Raw genomic sequence first — 17,599 nt, 5'->3', positions numbered from 1 at the left:
TGCTGGGGGCGTGGGACCACGCGTCGGGCGACGCCAACGCCACGGGCTATCAGGCCTCGACCTACGGGGTGCTGGTGGGGCTGGACTCGGCGGTAGCGGACGACTGGCGGCTGGGGGTGGCGACCGGTTACACCCGCACTTCGCTGCACGGCGGCTACGGGTCGAAGGCGGACAGCGACAACTACCACCTGGCGGCGTACGGCGACAGGCAGTTCGGGGCGCTGGCGCTGCGTGGCGGGGCGGGCTACACCTGGCACCGCATCGACACCAGGCGGTCGGTGAACTACGGGATGCAGTCGGACCGCGACACGGCGAAGTACAGCGCGCGCACCGAGCAGCTGTTCGCGGAAGCGGGCTACAGCGTGCAGGGTGAGTGGCTGAATCTGGAGCCGTTCGTGAACCTGGCGTACGTGAACTTCGAGAACAACGGCATCGCGGAAAGCGGCGGCGCGGCGGCCTTGCGCGGGGATAAGCAGCACACGGACGCGACGGTGTCGACGCTGGGCCTGCGTGCGGACACCGAATGGCAGGTGAGCACGGGCACGACGGTGGCGCTGCGCAGCGAGCTGGGGTGGCAACACCAGTACGGCGGGCTGGAGCGAGGCACCGGGCTGCGGTTCAACGGCGGCAACGCGCCGTTCGTGGTGGACAGCGTGGCGGTCTCGCGCGACGGGATGGTGCTGAAGGCGGGGGCGGAAGTGGCGGTGAACAAGAACGCCACGCTGTCGCTGGGCTACGGCGGGCTGCTGTCGCAGCACCATCAGGACAACAGCGTCAACGCCGGCTTCACCTGGCGCTTCTGACGTTCAGCGGCGATCTCAACGACAACGGAGCCGGCATGCCGGCTCCGTTTTTATTTGCGGCCGCGGGGTGAGAACGTATGATGGCGCGGCGCCAGAGCAATAAAAAACCGGGATCCTGACGGATCCCGGCTTAAAAGTGGGTAAAACAGATTAGCGCTAAAGGCTCAAGCCCCGTATTGCTTGTGCAGTCCGAGCGATGTGGACATCGTCTCAGTAGCGGCAACGGAACAAATTTTCCCTGGTGTCATTATGGTTATTATCAAAAAACGTGCTGGTGTTATTTTTTATAGTGTATTGCTGTATGTCTCTTTTGATACCATGTTTGACGATGCAACATGGTATGTCAAGCAACGTTTTTAACGCATAATTGCATGAGATGCTAGTTTTAGATGTGGCTTTTTCAGCAGAAATAATCAAAACGACTGATAAATCAGTAAAAAAAATCGAAGGAACAAATGGATAACAATCATCAAAAATTCGATTCACAGTCGATTGCCAATCGGGTCAGGGAGCTGTTTTTACATTATGGGATTGGAAAACGTCAGCATGCCCGAGAGCTCAGCCGCATCCTGGATCTGAGTTTTTCACATGCGCATCGCAAACTGAAGGGGCAAAGCCCCTGGACGCTGGAACAGATCAACAGCGTCGCGGCCGCGTTGGGAGAAACGCCGGCGGCGATCGCCGATTTGAGCGCCGAACACGAGACCGTCGAACCAAACATGGCGCGCGACGCCATCTTTTTTGTGGCAGGGGTGGAAATTCCTTGCGTCGGACACATCGGCGATCCGTTGCCCGCCGGACGGCTGTCGGAGTTCGTGGCGTTAAGGGCGGATCGGCAATGGCATATCTATCGCGCCGATGAGGCACCGGCAGGTGAGCGTTACGGTGTCGATCTGATCGAAATCCGCCCCGGCTACGGCGACGACGAGCGGCTGAGCATCGCGGTGTTGGACGATTCGCATCAGGCGGCCGATGAGCTGGCCAAGTACCTCGGCAGCTGCGGTTTCAACGCGGTGGCGTTTTACGACGTCGACAGCTTCTGCCAGGCGTTGCAACAAAGCCTGTTCGACGGTTACGTGGTGGACTGGCTGATCGGTGAGGAAACGGCGGATCGCTGTATCGCCACCATCCGCGCCTCCGACAACCCGGACGCGCCGGTCCTGGTGCTGACCGGCGAATTGGGCACCGACCGACGCGAATCGGAAATCGCTCAGGCGATGCGTGAGTATGACGTGCTCGGCCCTTATGAAAAACCGGTGCGGCTCCATGTGATCGAAGCCGCACTGCAACGCTGCTTTAATCTTTAGCGGGGAACACCTCGGCCAGCGCGCTCGACAGCGCATCCAGCCGCACCGGCTTCATCAGGTAGTTGTCGAACAGGGCGCGCTGATCCGCCGTCAGCTGCTCCGGCGTGTAGGCGCTGATGCCGATGATCGGCACATGGCGGTTGGGGCCGCGACGGTTGCGCAGCTGCCTGGCCAGGGCGGCGCCGTCGATGCCCGGCATCTGCAGATCCAGCAATAGCGCGTCGTAAGGGCGTCTGAGCAGTTTTTGCAGCGCGCGTTCCGGCGAATCGCACAGTTCGTGCTGGTAACCCAGCTTGTCCAGCAGCGCCGCAAAGGCGTCACCCACCGACTTATTGTCATCCACCACCAGAACCTGCTGCGGCTTTTGTTGCAGAGGGGCTGTGGCGGCGGCGGGTTCGTCGGCGCGCTCTTCTTCACTGATCTGCACCGGAATGCTGACGATAAAGGTGCTGCCCTTCTTGATTTCGCTGTACACCGTGATGGTGCCGTCGAGCAGCGTCACCAGGCCGTGCACGATCGCCAGCCCCATCCCCACGCCGGCATACTGTTTGGTATGTGACTGATCCAACTGGGTAAAGGGTTTGAAAATCTGATCGAGCTGGTCTTTTTCGATACCGATGCCGGTGTCGGTCACTTCAATAATCAACGAACTGCCGCCCGGCTGGCGGCGCAGGCAGCTGTGCAGCGTAATGCTGCCGCTGTCGGTGTATTTGTAGGCGTTGGTCAGCAGGTTGACGATAATCTGCCGGATGCGCAGCGGATCGGAGTGCACCAGCAGGTGGCTGCACTCCACTTCGCAGCTCAGTTTGACCTGCTCTTTGCGGGTCAGGGTGGCGATTTCGTTGGCGGTCTCCGCGATCAGCTTCTGCGCGTCGAACGGCACGATGCGCAATTCCATCATGCCGCTGTCGAGGTGCGCGTAGTCGGTCAGATCCTTCATCTGGCTTTCGATTTGCTGTGCGGCGGTCTCCAGGCGCTGGAAGGTGTCCGCATGCTCCGCCGACACCCGGGTGTTCACCAGCACGTCGATGGCCGACATCACGCTCTGCAACGAGGTGCGCAGCTCGTGGCCGATGGCGCCGAGGAAGGCGTTTTTGGTGCGGGTCGCTTTCTCCGCTTCGATCGCCTTGGCCTGCTGGCGAATGGTCAGCCGCTGCTGGCGGAACACGATCAGGGTGATGGCGATCAGCGCGATCACCGAGAACATGACGATCACCAGCCCATAGAAAATGATGTGCCGTTTCTCGATGTAGTCCTCATAGGCGGCGGTGCGCTGCTTCACCTCAGCGTGGTCGGTCAGGTTGGCCATTTCGATGGCGTAAGGCTTGATGGCCCTCATGGCCGCGGAAACCTGATTGAAGTCGATTTTCGGGCTGTCCAGCAGCTTGTCGATGCGATCCATCTGTATGCGCATCTGTTTGACCACTTCCGGATAGTCCGGTTCGGCGTACAGCGGCTGGGTGGATTCGGAGACGGTTTCCAGCACGTAAAAGCGCGAATAGAGGATTTCAAACCGCAACCGCAGGTTGTCGTTGTCCACCTGCGCAGCGTGGCTTTGCTGCTCGACCAGCGTGTCGAATTCCGCCAGCTTGATGGAGAACTTGGCGATCGACCACGAATAGTTCTCCTGCGTACCGGCGATGGCGTACAGCCCTTTCTTCGACAGGGTGGCGCTGTAGTAATAGAGCGTAACGGTCGACGCCACCAAAAACAGCGCGGCGAAGATGGCCGGGATCGCCAGCCTGCTGCCGTTCTTAAAGGTCGTCAGCTTCATTTGATCACGATCCTGTCGACTTGCCAGATAAAGCGCGAATTGTACAACGGCGAGTTCAGTTCAGGCCCGGCGGCGTCGCGCGGGTAAACCAGGAACAGCGGGCCGAAGTTTCTAAGCTTCAGCATCTCCCCGTCCATCTTGTAGGCCAGGATCATGTTGTACTTCTTGACGTCGGACAGCGGCACGTCGATGTAATAATCGTTCAGCGCGTAGAAGGTCAGCGTCTCGCCCTTGGCGCCGACGCGCTCGAGGATATCGGCCACCGAAATCCCTTCGAATTTTCTCTGCGGCGTCCAGGACGTGGAGGTGGTGATGCTGTGCACCGGCATCGCCAACAGCTGCTTATCGGTGAACAGATAGCTTTTGTTGACCGGGTCGGTCACGTTGTCGATCTTGCCCGCCACTTCCAGGGTAAAGCTGAGCGCGCTGCTCTGGGCGATAATCAGGGCCACGCAGGCCATCGCAAGGGTTTTGCATAGTTTGAACAGCATCGGTGTTCTCCAGAGGCGCGGGGAGGTTGTATCAGTCCCGCTAATTTATCAGGCAGAATAATGGCAGAAAAAGCAGGCGGGTGCGAAGGGAATAGTAAACCGCACAAAAAGAACAGGCCGGTGTTTACCGGCCTGAGAATGGGCTAACCGCAGCGGTTAGCGCATGGTAACGAACTCTTCCGCCGCGGTCGGGTGGATCGCCACGGTGTTGTCGAAGTCCTTCTTGGTGGCGCCCATCTTCACCGCTACCGCGAAGCCCTGCAGGATTTCATCCATGCCGAAGCCGATGCCGTGCAGGCCGACGATCTTCTCTTCTTTGCCCGCGCACACCAGCTTCATGCGGCACGGCTGACGGTGCTGCGTCACGGCGCTGTACATGGCGGTGAAGGAGGATTTGTATACCTTCACGTTGTCCGCCCCGAACTTCTCGATGGCTTCCGGCTCGGTCAGGCCGACGGTGCCGATCGGCGGGTGGCTGAACACCACGGTGGCGATGTTGCTGTAATCCAGGTGCTCTTCCGGCTTGTTGTTGAACAGGCGCTCGGACAGGCGGCGGCCGGCGGCCACGGCGACCGGGGTCAGCTCTACCGCGCCGGTGTTGTCGCCCACCGCGTAGATGCCTTTGACGTTGGTATTCTGGAACTTATCGACGTCAATGTAGCCTTGCTCGTTGGTCTTCACCCCGGTAACGCCGAGGTTCAGGTTGTCGGTTGCCGGTTCGCGGCCGATGGCCCAGATCAGGCAGTCGACGGTGAATGCCTTGCCGTTTTCCAGCTGCAGCGTCAGGCTGCCGTCGGCGTTCTTGACGATCGCTTTCGGCACCGATTCGGTGTGCAGGCTCGGCCCTTCGGTGTTCATCACTTCCACCAGGGTTTCGACGATCATCGGATCGAAGCTGCGCAGCGGCGCGTGCTTGCGCACGAACAGATGCGTTTCCGCGCCCAGCGCGTTCAGCACGCCGGCGATCTCCACGGCGATATAGCCGGCGCCGACGACGGCGACGCGCTTGGGCATGGCGTCCAGCTCAAAGAAGCCGTCGGAGTCGATGCCGTATTCCGCACCCGGAATAGCCGGGTGGCTCGGGCGGCCGCCGGTGGCGATCAGGATGTGGTCGGCGGTGATGAGCTCGCCGTTCACTTCCACGGTGTGCGCATCAACGAAGCGCGCGAAGCCTTTGATCACGTCGACCTTGTTCTTGCCCAGCACGTTGTCGTAGGCGTTGTGGATGCGGTCGATATAGGCGGTGCGGTTGGCGACCAGCTTCTTCCAGTCGAAGGCGTTGACGGTGGTGTCGAAGCCGTAGTCCGGGCCGTACTGATGGATGGCCTCGGCGATCTGCGCCGCGTGCCACATGACTTTTTTCGGTACACAACCCACGTTTACACAGGTGCCGCCCAGCTCTTTGGCTTCAATCAGCGCACACTTTTGGCCGTACATGGCTGCCCGGTTGATCGATGCGATACCGCCGCTGCCGCCGCCAATTGCTAGATAATCGTAATGTTTCGTCATCTGGGATTTCCATGAGTTGTGAATTTGAAGAGGGTAAGAGTTTAACGCCTGACCGGGGTTTGTCGCAAAGATTGCGTCGATGGCTGCGATAGGTGGACGCAGGGCGCGGCGAACCGCGCCCTGCTGGGGATTATTCCGGTACCACCCAGTTCACCAGATGGTGGCCGATGCCCGACGGCACCAGCACCTTGTGCAGCCACGGCAGCACGTTTTTCATCTGCTGTTCCAGCTTCCACGGCGGGTTGATGACGATCATGCCGGAGGCGGTCATGCCGCGCTGATCGCTGTCGGGTTTCACCGCCAGTTCGATCTGCAGAATGCGGCGAATGCCGGTGGCTTCCAGATCGCGCAGCATGCGTTTGATCTGCTGGCGCATCACCACCGGGTACCACAGCGCGTAAGTGCCGGTGGCGAAACGCTTGTAGCCTTCCTGAATGCCTTTGACCACGTCCTGGTAATCGGTCTTCATTTCATACGGCGGGTCCATCAGGATCAGGCCGCGGCGCGACAGGGGCGGCAGCTGGGATTTCAGCTGCTGATAGCCGTCGGCGCGCTGCACTTTGGCGCGTTCGTCTTTCTGGAACTCGCTGCGCAGCAGCGGGTAGTCGCTCGGGTGCAGCTCGGTCAGGTGAATTTTGTCCTGCGGGCGCAGCAGCTGGCGGGCGATCAGCGGCGAGCCGGGATAGTAGCGCAGCGTGCCGGAACGGTTGAAGTTGTGTACCACGCTCATGTAGGCCGCCAGCTCTTCCGGCAGATCGTCGCGCTGCCACAGCAAGCCGATGCCTTCCAGGTATTCGCCGGTGCGCTCGGCGTGTTCGCCGCTGAGCTGATAACGGCCCGCGCCCGAGTGGGTATCCAGATACAGGAACGGCTTCTCTTTTTCCTTCAGCGACTCGATGATCAGGCTCTGAACGGTGTGCTTGAGCACGTCGGCGTGGTTGCCGGCGTGGAAACTGTGGCGATAACTTAACATGACGGGTGGCGATTCCTTGTACTCCGCAGGCGGAGCATTCAATGCAATAAGGCTTATAATCTGCACAGTATAAACTGTCTGGCCGGGAAAAACCGGACTCCGTTGCCGCAGACGTTCACACACCGGGGCAGAACGAGGCGTAAACGGGCGTTTCGGCGGCGGAGGCATCGGTTCGAACGGGTTGAAACGCTGTGAATCACCAGGAGAAAGCATGAGCTGCATTTTTTGCGACATCGTGGCGGGCAAGGCGCCGTGCCATAAAATTTGGGAAGACGACGACCATCTGGCGTTCCTGTCTATCTTTCCCAACACCGAGGGTTTCAGCGTGGTGATCCCCAAGGCGCACCACCCGAGCTACGCCTTTGGCCTGCCGGATGAGGTGCTGAGCGCGCTGATGCTGGCGACCAAGCGGGTGGCGAAGCAGCTGGACCGCGCGTTCGACGACGTCGGCCGCTGCGGCATGGTGTTCGAGGGCTACGGCGTCGACCATGTGCACGCCAAACTGATCCCGTTGCACGGCACCGCGTCGCAGGATCGGTGGCGGCCGATCGAATCGACCTCGCCGAAGTTTTTCGCGCGTTACGAGGGCTATATCTCCTCCCACGACGCCGCGCGCGCCGACGACGAGCAGCTGGCGGCGCTGGCCGCCCGCATCCGCCAAAGCGCCGTTTAAGGCACGAACGATCAACGCCGGGCATTGATTTTCCTGTTGTCTGGCTCCATGTTAGAGATTCATACGCATTTTAAGGCTCGCCCCTGCGGCGGGCCTCAACGCTAATCAGGACTGCCCTATGACAAATCCGTTGCTGACCCCGTTTTCCCTGCCGCCGTTCTCGGCGATCCGCCCTGAAGATATCGTGCCTGCGGTGCAATCCGCGCTGGCGGACTGCCGCGCCGCGGTAGAGCGCGTGGTCGCGCAGCCGGGGCCGTTCACTTGGGACAATCTGTGTCAGCCGCTGGCGGAGTCGGACGATCGCCTGTCGCGCATCTGGTCGCCGATCGGGCACCTGAACTCGGTGAAAAACAGCCCGGAGCTGCGCGCCGCCTATGAGCAGGCGCTGCCGCTGCTGTCCGAGTACGGCACCTGGGTCGGCCAGCACGAAGGGCTGTACCAGGCCTACCGCAGCCTGAAAGAAGGTGCGGCGTTCGAGGCGCTGAGCGTGCCGCAGCGCAAGGCGGTGGACAACGCGCTGCGTGATTTCGAACTGTCGGGCATCGGCCTGTCGGCGGATAAACAGCAGCGCTACGGCGAGATCGTCGCACGCCTGTCCGAACTGGGTTCTACCTACAGCAACAACGTGCTCGACGCCACCATGGGTTGGAGCAAACTGATTACCGATGAAGCCGAGCTGAGCGGCCTGCCGGAGAGCGCCCTGGCGCAGGCACAGGCGATGGCGCAGGCCAAAGAGCAGGACGGCTGGCTGCTGACGCTGGACATGCCGAGCTACCTGCCGGTGTTGACCTACGCCGACAACCGCGCGCTGCGTGAAGAGATGTACCGCGCCTTCGCCACCCGCGCCTCCGATCAGGGGCCGAACGCCGGCAAATGGGACAACAGCGACGTGATGGCGGAAACGCTGGCGCTGCGCCACGAGCTGGCTCAGCTGCTGGGCTTCGATACCTACGCCGACAAGTCGCTGGCGACCAAAATGGCGGAGAGCCCGGAGCAGGTGATCGGCTTCCTGAGCGATCTGGCCAAGCGCGCCCGCCCGCAGGCCGAGCAGGAGCTGGCGCAGCTGCGCGCCTTCGCCAAACAGCACTATGGCGTGGACGAGCTCGAAGCCTGGGACATCACCTATTACGGCGAAAAACAGAAGCAGCACCTGTTCTCCATCAGCGACGAGCAGCTGCGCCCGTACTTCCCGGAACAGCGGGTGGTGGAAGGGCTGTTCGACGTGGTGAAACGCATTTACGGCATCACCGCCAAAGAGCGTAAAGACGTGGAGACCTGGCATCCGGACGTGCGCTTCTTCGATCTGTTCGACGCGAGCGGCGAGCTGCGCGGCAGCTTCTACCTCGATCTGTACGCCCGCGAAAACAAACGCGGCGGCGCCTGGATGGACGACTGCGTCGGCAGCCTGCGCAAGGCCGACGGCACGCTGCAAAAGCCGGTCGCTTACCTGACCTGCAACTTCAACCGCCCGCTGGGCGACCAGCCGGCGCTGTTCACCCATAACGAAGTGACCACGCTGTTCCACGAGTTCGGCCACGGTCTGCACCACATGCTGACGCAGATCGATACCGCCGGCGTCTCCGGCATCAACGGGGTACCGTGGGATGCGGTCGAACTGCCGAGCCAGTTTATGGAAAACTGGTGCTGGGAGCCGGAAGCGCTGGCGTTTATCTCGGGCCACTACCAGAGCGGCGAGCCGCTGCCGAAGGCCATGCTCGACAAGCTGCTGGCAGCCAAGAATTACCAGGCGGCGCTGTTCATCCTGCGCCAGCTGGAGTTCGGCCTGTTCGATTTCCGCATGCACTTCGAATACAGCCCGGAAAAAGGGGCGCAGATCCTGCCGACGCTGGCGGAAGTGAAGAAAATGGTGGCGGTGGTGCCTTCGCCAAGCTGGGGCCGCTTCCCGCATGCCTTCAGCCACATCTTCGCCGGCGGCTATGCGGCGGGTTACTACAGCTACCTGTGGGCGGAAGTGCTGTCGGCCGACGCCTACTCGCGCTTCGAAGAAGAGGGGATTTTCAACGCCGAAACCGGCAAATCCTTCCTCGACAACATCCTGTCGCGCGGCGGGTCGGAAGAGCCGATGGCGCTGTTCAAACGCTTCCGTGGCCGCGAGCCGCAGCTGGATGCTATGCTGCGCCATTACGGCATTAAAGGATAACCCGACACGTGAGCGTGTGTTTATTGTGTGAAGCAGGTGCCGATCCCGGCGCCTTGTCTGTTTTGGCGCAGCGCTGGCAGCTGACGTCCGACGACGACGCGCCGATGGCGCTGGTACTGACCCCGCAGCGGCTGGAGCTGCGCAAGCGCGACGAGCCGAAGCTCGGCGGGATCTACGTCGATTTCGTCACCGGCACCATGGCGCACCGGCGCCGCTTCGGCGGCGGCCGCGGCGAGGCGGTGGCCAAAGCGGTCGGCATCAAGGGCAGCTATCTGCCGGACGTGGTGGACGCTACCGCCGGGCTGGGGCGCGACGCCTTCGTGCTGGCGGCGCTGGGCTGCCGGGTGCGGATGCTGGAGCGCAATCCGGTGGTGGCGGCGTTGCTGGACGACGGTCTGCAGCGCGGCTATCAGGATGCGGAAATCGGCCCGTGGCTGCGTGAGCGTCTGACGCTGCTGCACGCCTCCAGCCTGACGGCGCTGGCGGATCTCAGCCCGCGCCCCGAGGTGGTGTATCTCGATCCGATGTTCCCGCACAAGCAAAAAAGCGCGTTGGTGAAGAAAGAGATGCGGGTGTTTCAATCGCTGGTGGGCAGCGACGATGACGCCGACGGCCTGCTGGAGCCGGCGCGCCGCCTGGCGACCAAGCGCGTGGTGGTGAAACGCCCGGACTACGCGCCGCCGCTGGCCGACGTGCCGGCGCACGCCGCCACGCTGACCAAAAGCCACCGTTTCGATATCTACATGCCGCTGTAATGCCAGCCGGGCCCGCGGTGTCGGGCCCTCAGTTTTGCTCCCGCAAGCTTTTCCCCACGCCGCCGCCCGGATGCACCGCCAACAAGGCCTCCTTGTCGTAACCGCTGCGCGCCATCAGGCAGGCGCAGGCGGCGTCGAAGATCGCCAGCACCAGCACAATGGAGGTGGTGGCCAGCAGGTTCAGCGGATCTATCTCCTTTTGCACCCCGGTGGCGATCGTCAGCTGCGCCGCCTGCGCGATGGCGGAATGCGGGTTTTCCGTGACCGCGATCAGCGTCACGCCCTTGGCCTGCAGCGTCGGCAGCAGGCGGGTCAGCTCGTCGGAATTGCCGCCGCGCGAGATCAGGATCAGCAGATCGTCGGCGCGCAGAAAGCCCAGATCGCCGTGCGCCGCGCCGGTGGCGTCGAGGTAGACCGCCGGCCGTTCCACGCAGGCCAGCATGTGGGCTATCTTGCGCGCCGCAATCCCCGAGGTGCCGACGCCGGTGACGGCGATTTTACCGCGGCAGTCGGCCAGCAGCGCCAGCAGCCGTTGCCAGGTGCGTGCGTCGAGGCGCTCGCCCAGCTGCGCCAGCTCCTGGCTGTAGGTTTGCCAGCCCTGCACGGCCTGCCGCCATTCCTGCTGCATCACGCCTCCTCCTGCATCAACCGGCGGTATTTCATGTGGTCGTTGTACAGCTCGTGGAATACCCGGTATTTGCGGTCGTAGTAGCTTTTTATCTGGTTGGTCTGCGGCGTGACCGTCTTGCCGATGCGGCTCATGGCGCTCATCGCCTCCGGCAGGGTGTCGAACACGCCCGCCGCCACGGTGCCCATCATGGCGCCGCCGAGCAGCATTGCTTCGCTCTCCTCCGGCAGCAGCATGGCGCAGCCGGTGGCGTTGGCGTGCTCCTGCACGAAGATCGGGTTCTTGGTGCCGCCGCCGCTGGCCATGATGGTGTCGATGCTGTAGCCGCTGTGGTTCATGGTTTCGATGATGTGGCGGGTGCCGAGCGCGATGGCCTGAATGGTGGCCAGGTAGTGCAGCGCCATGTCCTCCGGCGTGCGCGACAGCTTCAGCCCGGTCAGGATGCCGGTCAGCGTCGGGTTGGCGCGCGGCGAGCGGTTGCCGTGGAAGTACGGCAGCATATGGATGTCCTGCGTCAGGAAGGCGATATTCTCCGGCTCGCCGGCCATGCGGCGCAGAATGGCGTTCAGCACCTCATAGATGGTCTGCCCCTGGGTTTTCGCCTGCGCCAGCAGCTCCGGGTAGCACGGGTGCGACTGGATGACGTGGTCGATCAGCGCGCCGGTGGCGGACTGGCCGCCCTCGTTCAGCCAGTATTCCGGCAGGATCGCCGAGTAATACGGCCCCCAGACGCCGCCGATAAAGCGCGCGGTGCGCGACATCGCCATATGGCCGGTGGAGGTGCCGCCGATCAGCGCGACGCGGCGGTTGAAGTCGGCCACCTCGCCGGAGACGCCGGTGGCGCCCAGCGTGCCGAGGGTGCCGGCGTGGGCGTCGATGATCGACACGCTCACCGCCGTGCCGGCGATCAGCCCCATCTCGCTGGCGGCGCGCTGGGTCAGGCCGTGGCCCAGCGGCTCGCCCATCATTTTGACGTCGCTGCCGATCTTGGCCGCGTCATGTTCCAGCACGTCTTCCAGCCCGATCTGCTGGAAGTAGCTCTTGTCCCAGCGCTGTTCGTGGCCGAGATAGGTCCACTTGCACACCGTCGAGCACAGCGAGCGGGTGGCGTCCTGGGTGGCGCGCCAGGTGAGGAAGTCCGGCAGATCGAACAGGTAACCGGCGTTGGCCCAGGTGGTGGGCATGTGCTGTTTCAGCCACAGCAGTTTCGGCGTCTGCATCTCCGGCGAAATGATGCCGCCGACGAAGTCCAGCACCCGGTGTTTGGTGGCGTTGATGCGCTCGGCCTGGGCGATCGCCCGGTGATCCATCCACACGATGATGTTCTGTTCGGTGCGGCCGGAGGGGCTGACGGTCAGCGGCTTGCCCTCTTTATCCAGCACCACCAGCGAACAGGTGGCGTCGAAGCCCAGCCCCTTGACCTGGATCGGGTTGATGTCGGCCTGGTTGACCGCGTCGCGCACCGCATTGCACACCGCCTGCCAGATGTTATCCGACGACTGCTCGACGAAATCCGCCTTCGGCCGGTACAGATCGATGGCCCGGCTGGCCTGGCCGACCATGCGGCCATTGAGATCGAATACGCCCGCGCGCGCGCTTCCGGTGCCCACATCTACGCCAATAAAATAGCTCGCCATTATTTTCTCCTAAAGGTTGTGCCTCGCCATTGCCCGTGAGCGCCGCTGGCGGTCATTTAAGCGCGAAGCAAAGCGTGAGCCGTGAAGTTTGGTGGGCCCAAATAAGCGGTGAATAACGATGCTGCGCGCTTAAATGGCCCCAGCCCGAAGGGACGCGCCCCAAAATCCCGCTTTCTGCGTTGTCAGGTTTGGACATAGACCCGCTATGCCCTGCACCTTCCGCCTTGATAGCGGAATTTTGGGTCTGCGTCGGCGCCACGTTCAATGACGGGGCGCAACCTAAACTTTTCGATTCTGTAACGCGATAAACAGGATCAGCACGCCGCCCCACAGGGCCATGGTCAGGTAGCTGCTGACCCCCAGCAGATTGAGGCCGCTTTCCAACATTTGCAGCACGATCAGCGCCAGCACCAGCCCCAGAATACGGCCGAAGCCGCCGTCCGGGTTAATGCCGCCCAGCACCGAGGCCAGAATGGTCACCAGCAGATAAGATTCGCCGTAGCCGGCCTTGGCCGAGTTGAACTTGGCCATCATCAGCAGGGCGGCGCCCCAGCCGAGCAGCGCCGACAGGATATACACCGCGATCTGCACCCGCGCGGTGTTCACGCCGCTGAAGCGGGTGGCCTGCTCGTTGGAGCCGATCAGGTACAGGCTGCGGCCCAGCGTGGTGTGCTCCAGCAGCAGCCACAGCCCGGCCGCCACCAGCAGGAACAGGATCAGCGCCACCGGCACGCCGAGCACGGCGCCGTTGCCGAGAAATTGAATCGCCGCCGGGAAGCCGGAGATCACCGCGCCGTTGGACAGCAGGATATTCAGACCGGTGATCAGGGTCATGGTGCCGAGCGAGGCGAGGATTGGCGAGACGCCGATCCAGGCCACCAGCGCGCCGTTGAGCGCGCCGATCGCCACCGCCACCAGCAGGCCGGCCAACAGTGCCAGCGCCAGGAACAGCGGCTGGTCAGGGTGGCTGACGATGATCGCCGCCATCACCAGCGAACAGGCGTTGGCGCCGGCGATGATCGAAAGATTGATGCCGCCGGTCAGCATGGTGATGCCCATGCCGAGCGCCAGCAGGCCGAGGATCGGCAGCTGCGAGGCGATCGACTGGAAGTTGCCGAGGCTGAAGAAGCGCGATCCGAGCAGCCCGGCGAAGAGCAGCGCCACCGCGATGATGATCGCGCCCTGCAGGCGAATGATCCGATCGCTTGGGATCAACCGAGTTAACTGCGTCATGTCAGATCTCCTTGAGCAGCTTGCGTTTTTCGTTCCAGGCGGTGGTGCTGATGCTGATCAAAATGATCGCGCCGCTGAACACCTGGTGCCAATAGGCCGAGACGCTGAGCAGCGTCAGCCCGTTTTGCAGGAAGGCCAGCAGCACCACGCCGAGCAGGGTGCCGGTCAACGAGCCGCGGCCGCCGCTCATGCTGGTGCCGCCCAGCACCACCGCCGCCAATACCGTCAGTTCGAAGCCAAGCAACGAATTGGGGGCCACCGACTGGGTGATCTGCGCCTGCACCACCGCCGCGACGCCGGCCAGAATGCCCATGTAGCCGTAGACGCAAAAATGCAGCCGCAGCAGGTTCAACCCCAGGCGCGACGCCGCGTCGCGGTTGCCGCCCATCGCGTAGATCTGGCGCCCCAGCCGGGTGCGGTTCATCAGCACGCCGGTGACGATGATGGTCCCCAGCAGGCACAGCAGCGGCAGCGTCAGGCCGTAGTCGTAGCCGTCGGCGCCCTGGAACGAGAACCAGTTGATGCCGTTCATGAACCAGTCCGGGAAGCCGTACAGCCAGGTGCCGTTAGTGGCGTACACCAGCAGGCCGTAGAACAGGTTAAGGGTGGCGATGGTGATGATGATCGCCGGCACCTTCAGCCAGTACACCAGGAAACCGTTCACCAGCCCGAGCAGCAGGCCGACGCCAATCGCCAGGGCGAACGCCAGCGGGAAGCTGCCGCCGTGCTGGATCACCCAACTGGCCATCACATACTGGGCGATGGCGGTGACTGCCGGGAACGAAATGTCGATGCCGCCGGCGATCAGCACCACGAACAGCCCGCAGGCCAGGATGCCGAGAATGGCGTAGCTGGTGGCGACGTCGGTCAGGTTGCCGAGCGTCAGGAATTCGTCGGTGCCGGCGCTCAGGCCGATCGCCAGCAGCAGCACCAACAGGCCGAGATAAAACTCGTGCCGCCCGGCCAGGCGGGCCAATAATGACTTATCCATTCACCACCTCGGCGATCTGTTGCTCGGTACTCTGGTGCGGCGCGAATTCGGCGATCAGTTCGCCCTTGCGCATCACCATCACCCGATGGCTGTTGTAATAGGCTTCCGGGATCTCGTCGCAGATCATCAGCACCGCCATGCCCAGCTGCGCCAGATCGCGGGCGATCTGGTAGATCCCTTCTTTGTTGGCGATGTCCACGCCGACGGTGGGCGAGTCGAGGATCAGGATCTTCGGCTGGGTCGCCACCCACTTGGCGATGGCGATGCGCTGGGCGTTGCCGCCGGACAGGGTTTTCACCGGCAATGCGCTGTCGGACACCTTGATGTTCAGATCGCGGATCAGCCGGTTGACCAGCTCGGTCGCCTTGGCGTGATCCAGCAGCCCGAGCGAGGTATGCAGCCGATCGAAGACGGTGACGATGGTGTTGTCGTAGATGGATTGTTCCATGATCAACCCCTGCGTCAGGCGATCCTCCGACACATAGCCGATGCCGTGGCGCACCGCTTCGCGGTTGTTGTGCAGCTGCACCGCCCGGCCCTCAATGCGGATCTCGCCGCTGTCCGGCCGCGTCATGCCGAACAGGCTGAGGCACAGTTCGGTGCGGCCGGCACCGAGCAGGCCGACGATCGAGACGATCTCGCCGCCGCGCAGCGCCAGATTGACGTTACGGTATTTCTCGCCGCGGCTGAGGTTGCGCAGCTCGAGCAACGGCGCCTGTTCGGCCGGCGGCAGCGGCGGCAGCGGGCTGTAGTGGAAGCGTTGGCCGGTCATCAGGAACGCCAGTTCATGGCTGTCCAATTCGCTGGCCGGCCAGGTGCCCACCAGCTTGCCGTCGCGCATCACGCTGATGCGATCGGCGACTTCCATTACTTCATCCAATCTGTGGCTGACGAATACCACGCAGATGCCGGCCGCCTTCAGCTCGTTGACCACCCGCAGCAGGCCGTCGACCTCCTGGCGGGTCAGCGAGGCGGTCGGTTCGTCCATGATAACCAACCGCGCCTCGGCGGCGATGGCGCGGCAAATCGCCACCAGTTGCCGATCGGCGATCGACAGTTTTTCCACCTTTTTATCGGGGTCGATGCGCACCCCGACTCGCGCCATGGCGTCGAGCGCCGTCTGGCGCATCACCCGCTTGCGCACCCAGAAGCGGCCGCCGGGCAGGTAACGGTGGATGGCGATGTTCTCCGCTACCGTCAGGTTGGGGAACAGCGACAGGTCCTGGTAGATCACCTGTATGCCGTAATAACCGGACAGCTGCGGCGTCAGGGCGTGGAAGAGTTTGCCTTCCAGCGAAATGTTGGCGCCTTTTTCCGGCTGATAAACGCCGGAGATAATTTTAATGATGGTGCTTTTGCCGCAGCCGTTTTGCCCGGCCAGGCAGTGCACTTCGCCTTTATTCAGCGTCAGGTTGATCTGGTCTAATGCCAGCACGCCTGGGAATCGCTTGCTGATATTCTCCAGGGTGATAAATGCGGGGGAGGCTGTCATAACGTTAACCTGTGCTTGCGTAGCGGCCGAAGCCCTGGGCGCAGCCATGCTGCGCCCCTACGAGGGTTTAACTACTTTCCCGGTGTGGCGAAATTACGCGAAAAATCAGAATCCAAGCGATTGGGCGTTGTCTTTGGTGACTTCCAAAATCTTATTAAACCGAATCACTTTGTGTTCCATGTCGACGTCGGCCTTGCCGAGGCCCTCGATCGACAGATCCTTATTCACTTCCTTGCCCTGCAGCAGCTGGTCGGCCACTGTCACCAGCGCATAGCCGGCGTCTTTCGGATCCCACAGCAGCGCTTTTTTGATGTCGCCGCGCATCAGGTAGGGGGCGGCCTGCGCCGGCATGGCGATGCCCACCACCGCGATTTTGTCCTTGGCGCGTTTCTTGGCCACTGCCTGGCCGGCACCGATCGGGCCGAGTGAGCCGAAGCCGATGATGCCCTTCATCTGCGGATAGGTTTTCATCAGGTCCAGCGTGGTGGCGTAGGATTTGTCGATGCTTTCCGCCACCGGCAGGCGCGAGGTGACTTCAAACATATCCGGGTATTTTTCTTTCTGGTATTTGATGGCGGCGTCGGCCCAGGCGTTGTGCAGCGGCACGGTCAGCGAGCCGACGTAGATCGCGTAGCCGCCTTTGCCGCCCATGTCTTTTGCCAGCTCATCGACGTTGGCCTGCGCGTATTTCTCGCTGTCGATGGTCTCGATGTCCCACTGGCCGATCTGCTGGTCCGGGGATTCATGGGTCAGCACCACGATGCCTTTGTCGCGCGCTTTTTTCAGCACCGGCTCCAGTACCTTGGCGTCGTTCGGCACCACGATGATGGCGTTGACGTTCTTGGCGATCAGATCCTCAATCACCTTGACCTGCGCGGCCGGATCCGGCGTAGAAGGGCCGGTCTGGTAGGCGTTGACGTCGAGTTTTTTCGCCGCTTCGTTGACGCCCACTTCCATGCGGTTGAACCACGGAATGCCGGTCACTTTAGCGACCACGGCAATCTCATACTTATCAGCGGCGAACACAGGTGTTGTTGATAACATGCACGCAGAAACCACACATGCATTTAATAATGCGAGGTTAAATTTCATTAGCTGTACCTTTTTTTATCTGTAGGGGTGGCGGTTTTTCCACCGCTGCAGATTACAAAGGAATGGAAGAGGGGGCGTAG

15 protein-coding genes are annotated in these 17,599 nt (G+C 62.2%); 5 read left to right on the top strand and 10 right to left on the bottom strand.

Translation table 11 applies throughout. The annotated features are described in order from the left end of the window. Together M6G53_RS19630 and M6G53_RS19625 are read left to right on the top strand one after the other, a co-directional pair. Window positions 1–803: autotransporter outer membrane beta-barrel domain-containing protein (locus M6G53_RS19630; RefSeq protein ID WP_253333930.1), on the top strand; the 803-nt coding region annotated here is incomplete at its 5' end. A 455-nt stretch (window positions 804–1,258) separates the two neighbouring features. Next, entirely contained in the window at window positions 1,259–2,110 is an 852-nt protein-coding gene (locus M6G53_RS19625) for a helix-turn-helix domain-containing protein (protein WP_253333928.1), read from the top strand. On the opposite strand, the gene M6G53_RS19620 is transcribed toward M6G53_RS19625, so the two are convergent. The 4 genes from M6G53_RS19620 to M6G53_RS19605 form a co-directional block, all read right to left on the bottom strand. Continuing rightward, window positions 2,100–3,884: an ATP-binding response regulator gene (locus tag M6G53_RS19620; RefSeq protein WP_253333926.1), complete on the bottom strand. Its 1,785-nt coding sequence runs from the start codon at window positions 3,882–3,884 to the stop codon at window positions 2,100–2,102. The genes M6G53_RS19625 and M6G53_RS19620 overlap by 11 nt on opposite strands. Then, complete coding sequence (locus tag M6G53_RS19615; RefSeq protein ID WP_049202894.1) at window positions 3,881–4,375, bottom strand: putative pterin-binding protein; 495 nt, start codon at window positions 4,373–4,375, stop codon at window positions 3,881–3,883. The genes M6G53_RS19620 and M6G53_RS19615 overlap by 4 nt, the downstream gene beginning before the upstream one ends. 156 nt (window positions 4,376–4,531) lie before the next feature. Beyond that, window positions 4,532–5,884, bottom strand: coding sequence for a glutathione-disulfide reductase (gene gorA, locus M6G53_RS19610; RefSeq protein WP_253333924.1), 1,353 nt, complete (start codon window positions 5,882–5,884; stop codon window positions 4,532–4,534). Between the two features lie 130 nt (window positions 5,885–6,014). Further along, window positions 6,015–6,857 (bottom strand): 23S rRNA (adenine(2030)-N(6))-methyltransferase RlmJ, encoded by an 843-nt coding sequence (locus M6G53_RS19605; protein WP_004931012.1) that lies wholly within the window; start codon window positions 6,855–6,857, stop codon window positions 6,015–6,017. 211 nt (window positions 6,858–7,068) lie between these two features. On the opposite strand from M6G53_RS19605, the gene M6G53_RS19600 reads away from it, so the two are divergent. The 3 genes from M6G53_RS19600 (at window position 7,069) to rsmJ (ending at window position 10,446) form a co-directional block, all read left to right on the top strand. After that, entirely contained in the window at window positions 7,069–7,530 is a 462-nt protein-coding gene (locus tag M6G53_RS19600; protein ID WP_253333922.1) for an HIT family protein, read from the top strand. A gap of 118 nt (window positions 7,531–7,648) precedes the next feature. Beyond that, complete coding sequence (prlC, locus tag M6G53_RS19595; RefSeq protein WP_253333920.1) at window positions 7,649–9,691, top strand: oligopeptidase A; 2,043 nt, start codon at window positions 7,649–7,651, stop codon at window positions 9,689–9,691. Between the two features lie 8 nt (window positions 9,692–9,699). Beyond that, window positions 9,700–10,446: a 16S rRNA (guanine(1516)-N(2))-methyltransferase RsmJ gene (rsmJ, locus tag M6G53_RS19590; protein ID WP_049273186.1), complete on the top strand. Its 747-nt coding sequence runs from the start codon at window positions 9,700–9,702 to the stop codon at window positions 10,444–10,446. 28 nt (window positions 10,447–10,474) lie between these two features. Here rsmJ and M6G53_RS19585 read toward each other — a convergent pair whose 3' ends face one another. From M6G53_RS19585 to M6G53_RS19560, 6 genes are all read right to left on the bottom strand, one after another. Further along, a complete protein-coding gene (locus tag M6G53_RS19585; protein ID WP_253333918.1) occupies window positions 10,475–11,074 on the bottom strand; it encodes a KpsF/GutQ family sugar-phosphate isomerase in 600 nt (199 codons plus the stop codon). Then, window positions 11,074–12,711 carry an FGGY-family carbohydrate kinase gene (locus M6G53_RS19580; protein WP_038873847.1) on the bottom strand — a complete coding sequence of 546 codons (1,638 nt, stop codon included), beginning with the start codon at window positions 12,709–12,711 and terminating at the stop codon, window positions 11,074–11,076. Before M6G53_RS19580 ends, M6G53_RS19585 begins: the two co-directional genes overlap by 1 nt. A 279-nt stretch (window positions 12,712–12,990) precedes the next feature. Then, a complete protein-coding gene (locus M6G53_RS19575) occupies window positions 12,991–13,944 on the bottom strand; it encodes an ABC transporter permease (RefSeq protein WP_038873845.1) in 954 nt (317 codons plus the stop codon). 1 nt (window position 13,945) lies between these two features. After that, window positions 13,946–14,935, bottom strand: coding sequence for an ABC transporter permease (locus tag M6G53_RS19570; protein ID WP_253333916.1), 990 nt, complete (start codon window positions 14,933–14,935; stop codon window positions 13,946–13,948). Beyond that, window positions 14,928–16,427 carry a sugar ABC transporter ATP-binding protein gene (locus M6G53_RS19565; RefSeq protein WP_253333914.1) on the bottom strand — a complete coding sequence of 500 codons (1,500 nt, stop codon included), beginning with the start codon at window positions 16,425–16,427 and terminating at the stop codon, window positions 14,928–14,930. The genes M6G53_RS19570 and M6G53_RS19565 overlap by 8 nt, the downstream gene beginning before the upstream one ends. 105 nt (window positions 16,428–16,532) lie before the next feature. Then, window positions 16,533–17,519 carry an autoinducer 2 ABC transporter substrate-binding protein gene (locus M6G53_RS19560; RefSeq protein ID WP_253333912.1) on the bottom strand — a complete coding sequence of 329 codons (987 nt, stop codon included), beginning with the start codon at window positions 17,517–17,519 and terminating at the stop codon, window positions 16,533–16,535. Window positions 17,520–17,599: the final 80 nt, after the last annotated feature.

This window comes from Serratia nevei (assembly GCF_024160145.1).
GTDB lineage: Bacteria > Pseudomonadota > Gammaproteobacteria > Enterobacterales > Enterobacteriaceae > Serratia > Serratia nevei_A.
Note: the sequence above shows the minus strand (reverse complement) of the source record. Positions and strands in the feature narration are given on the sequence as shown.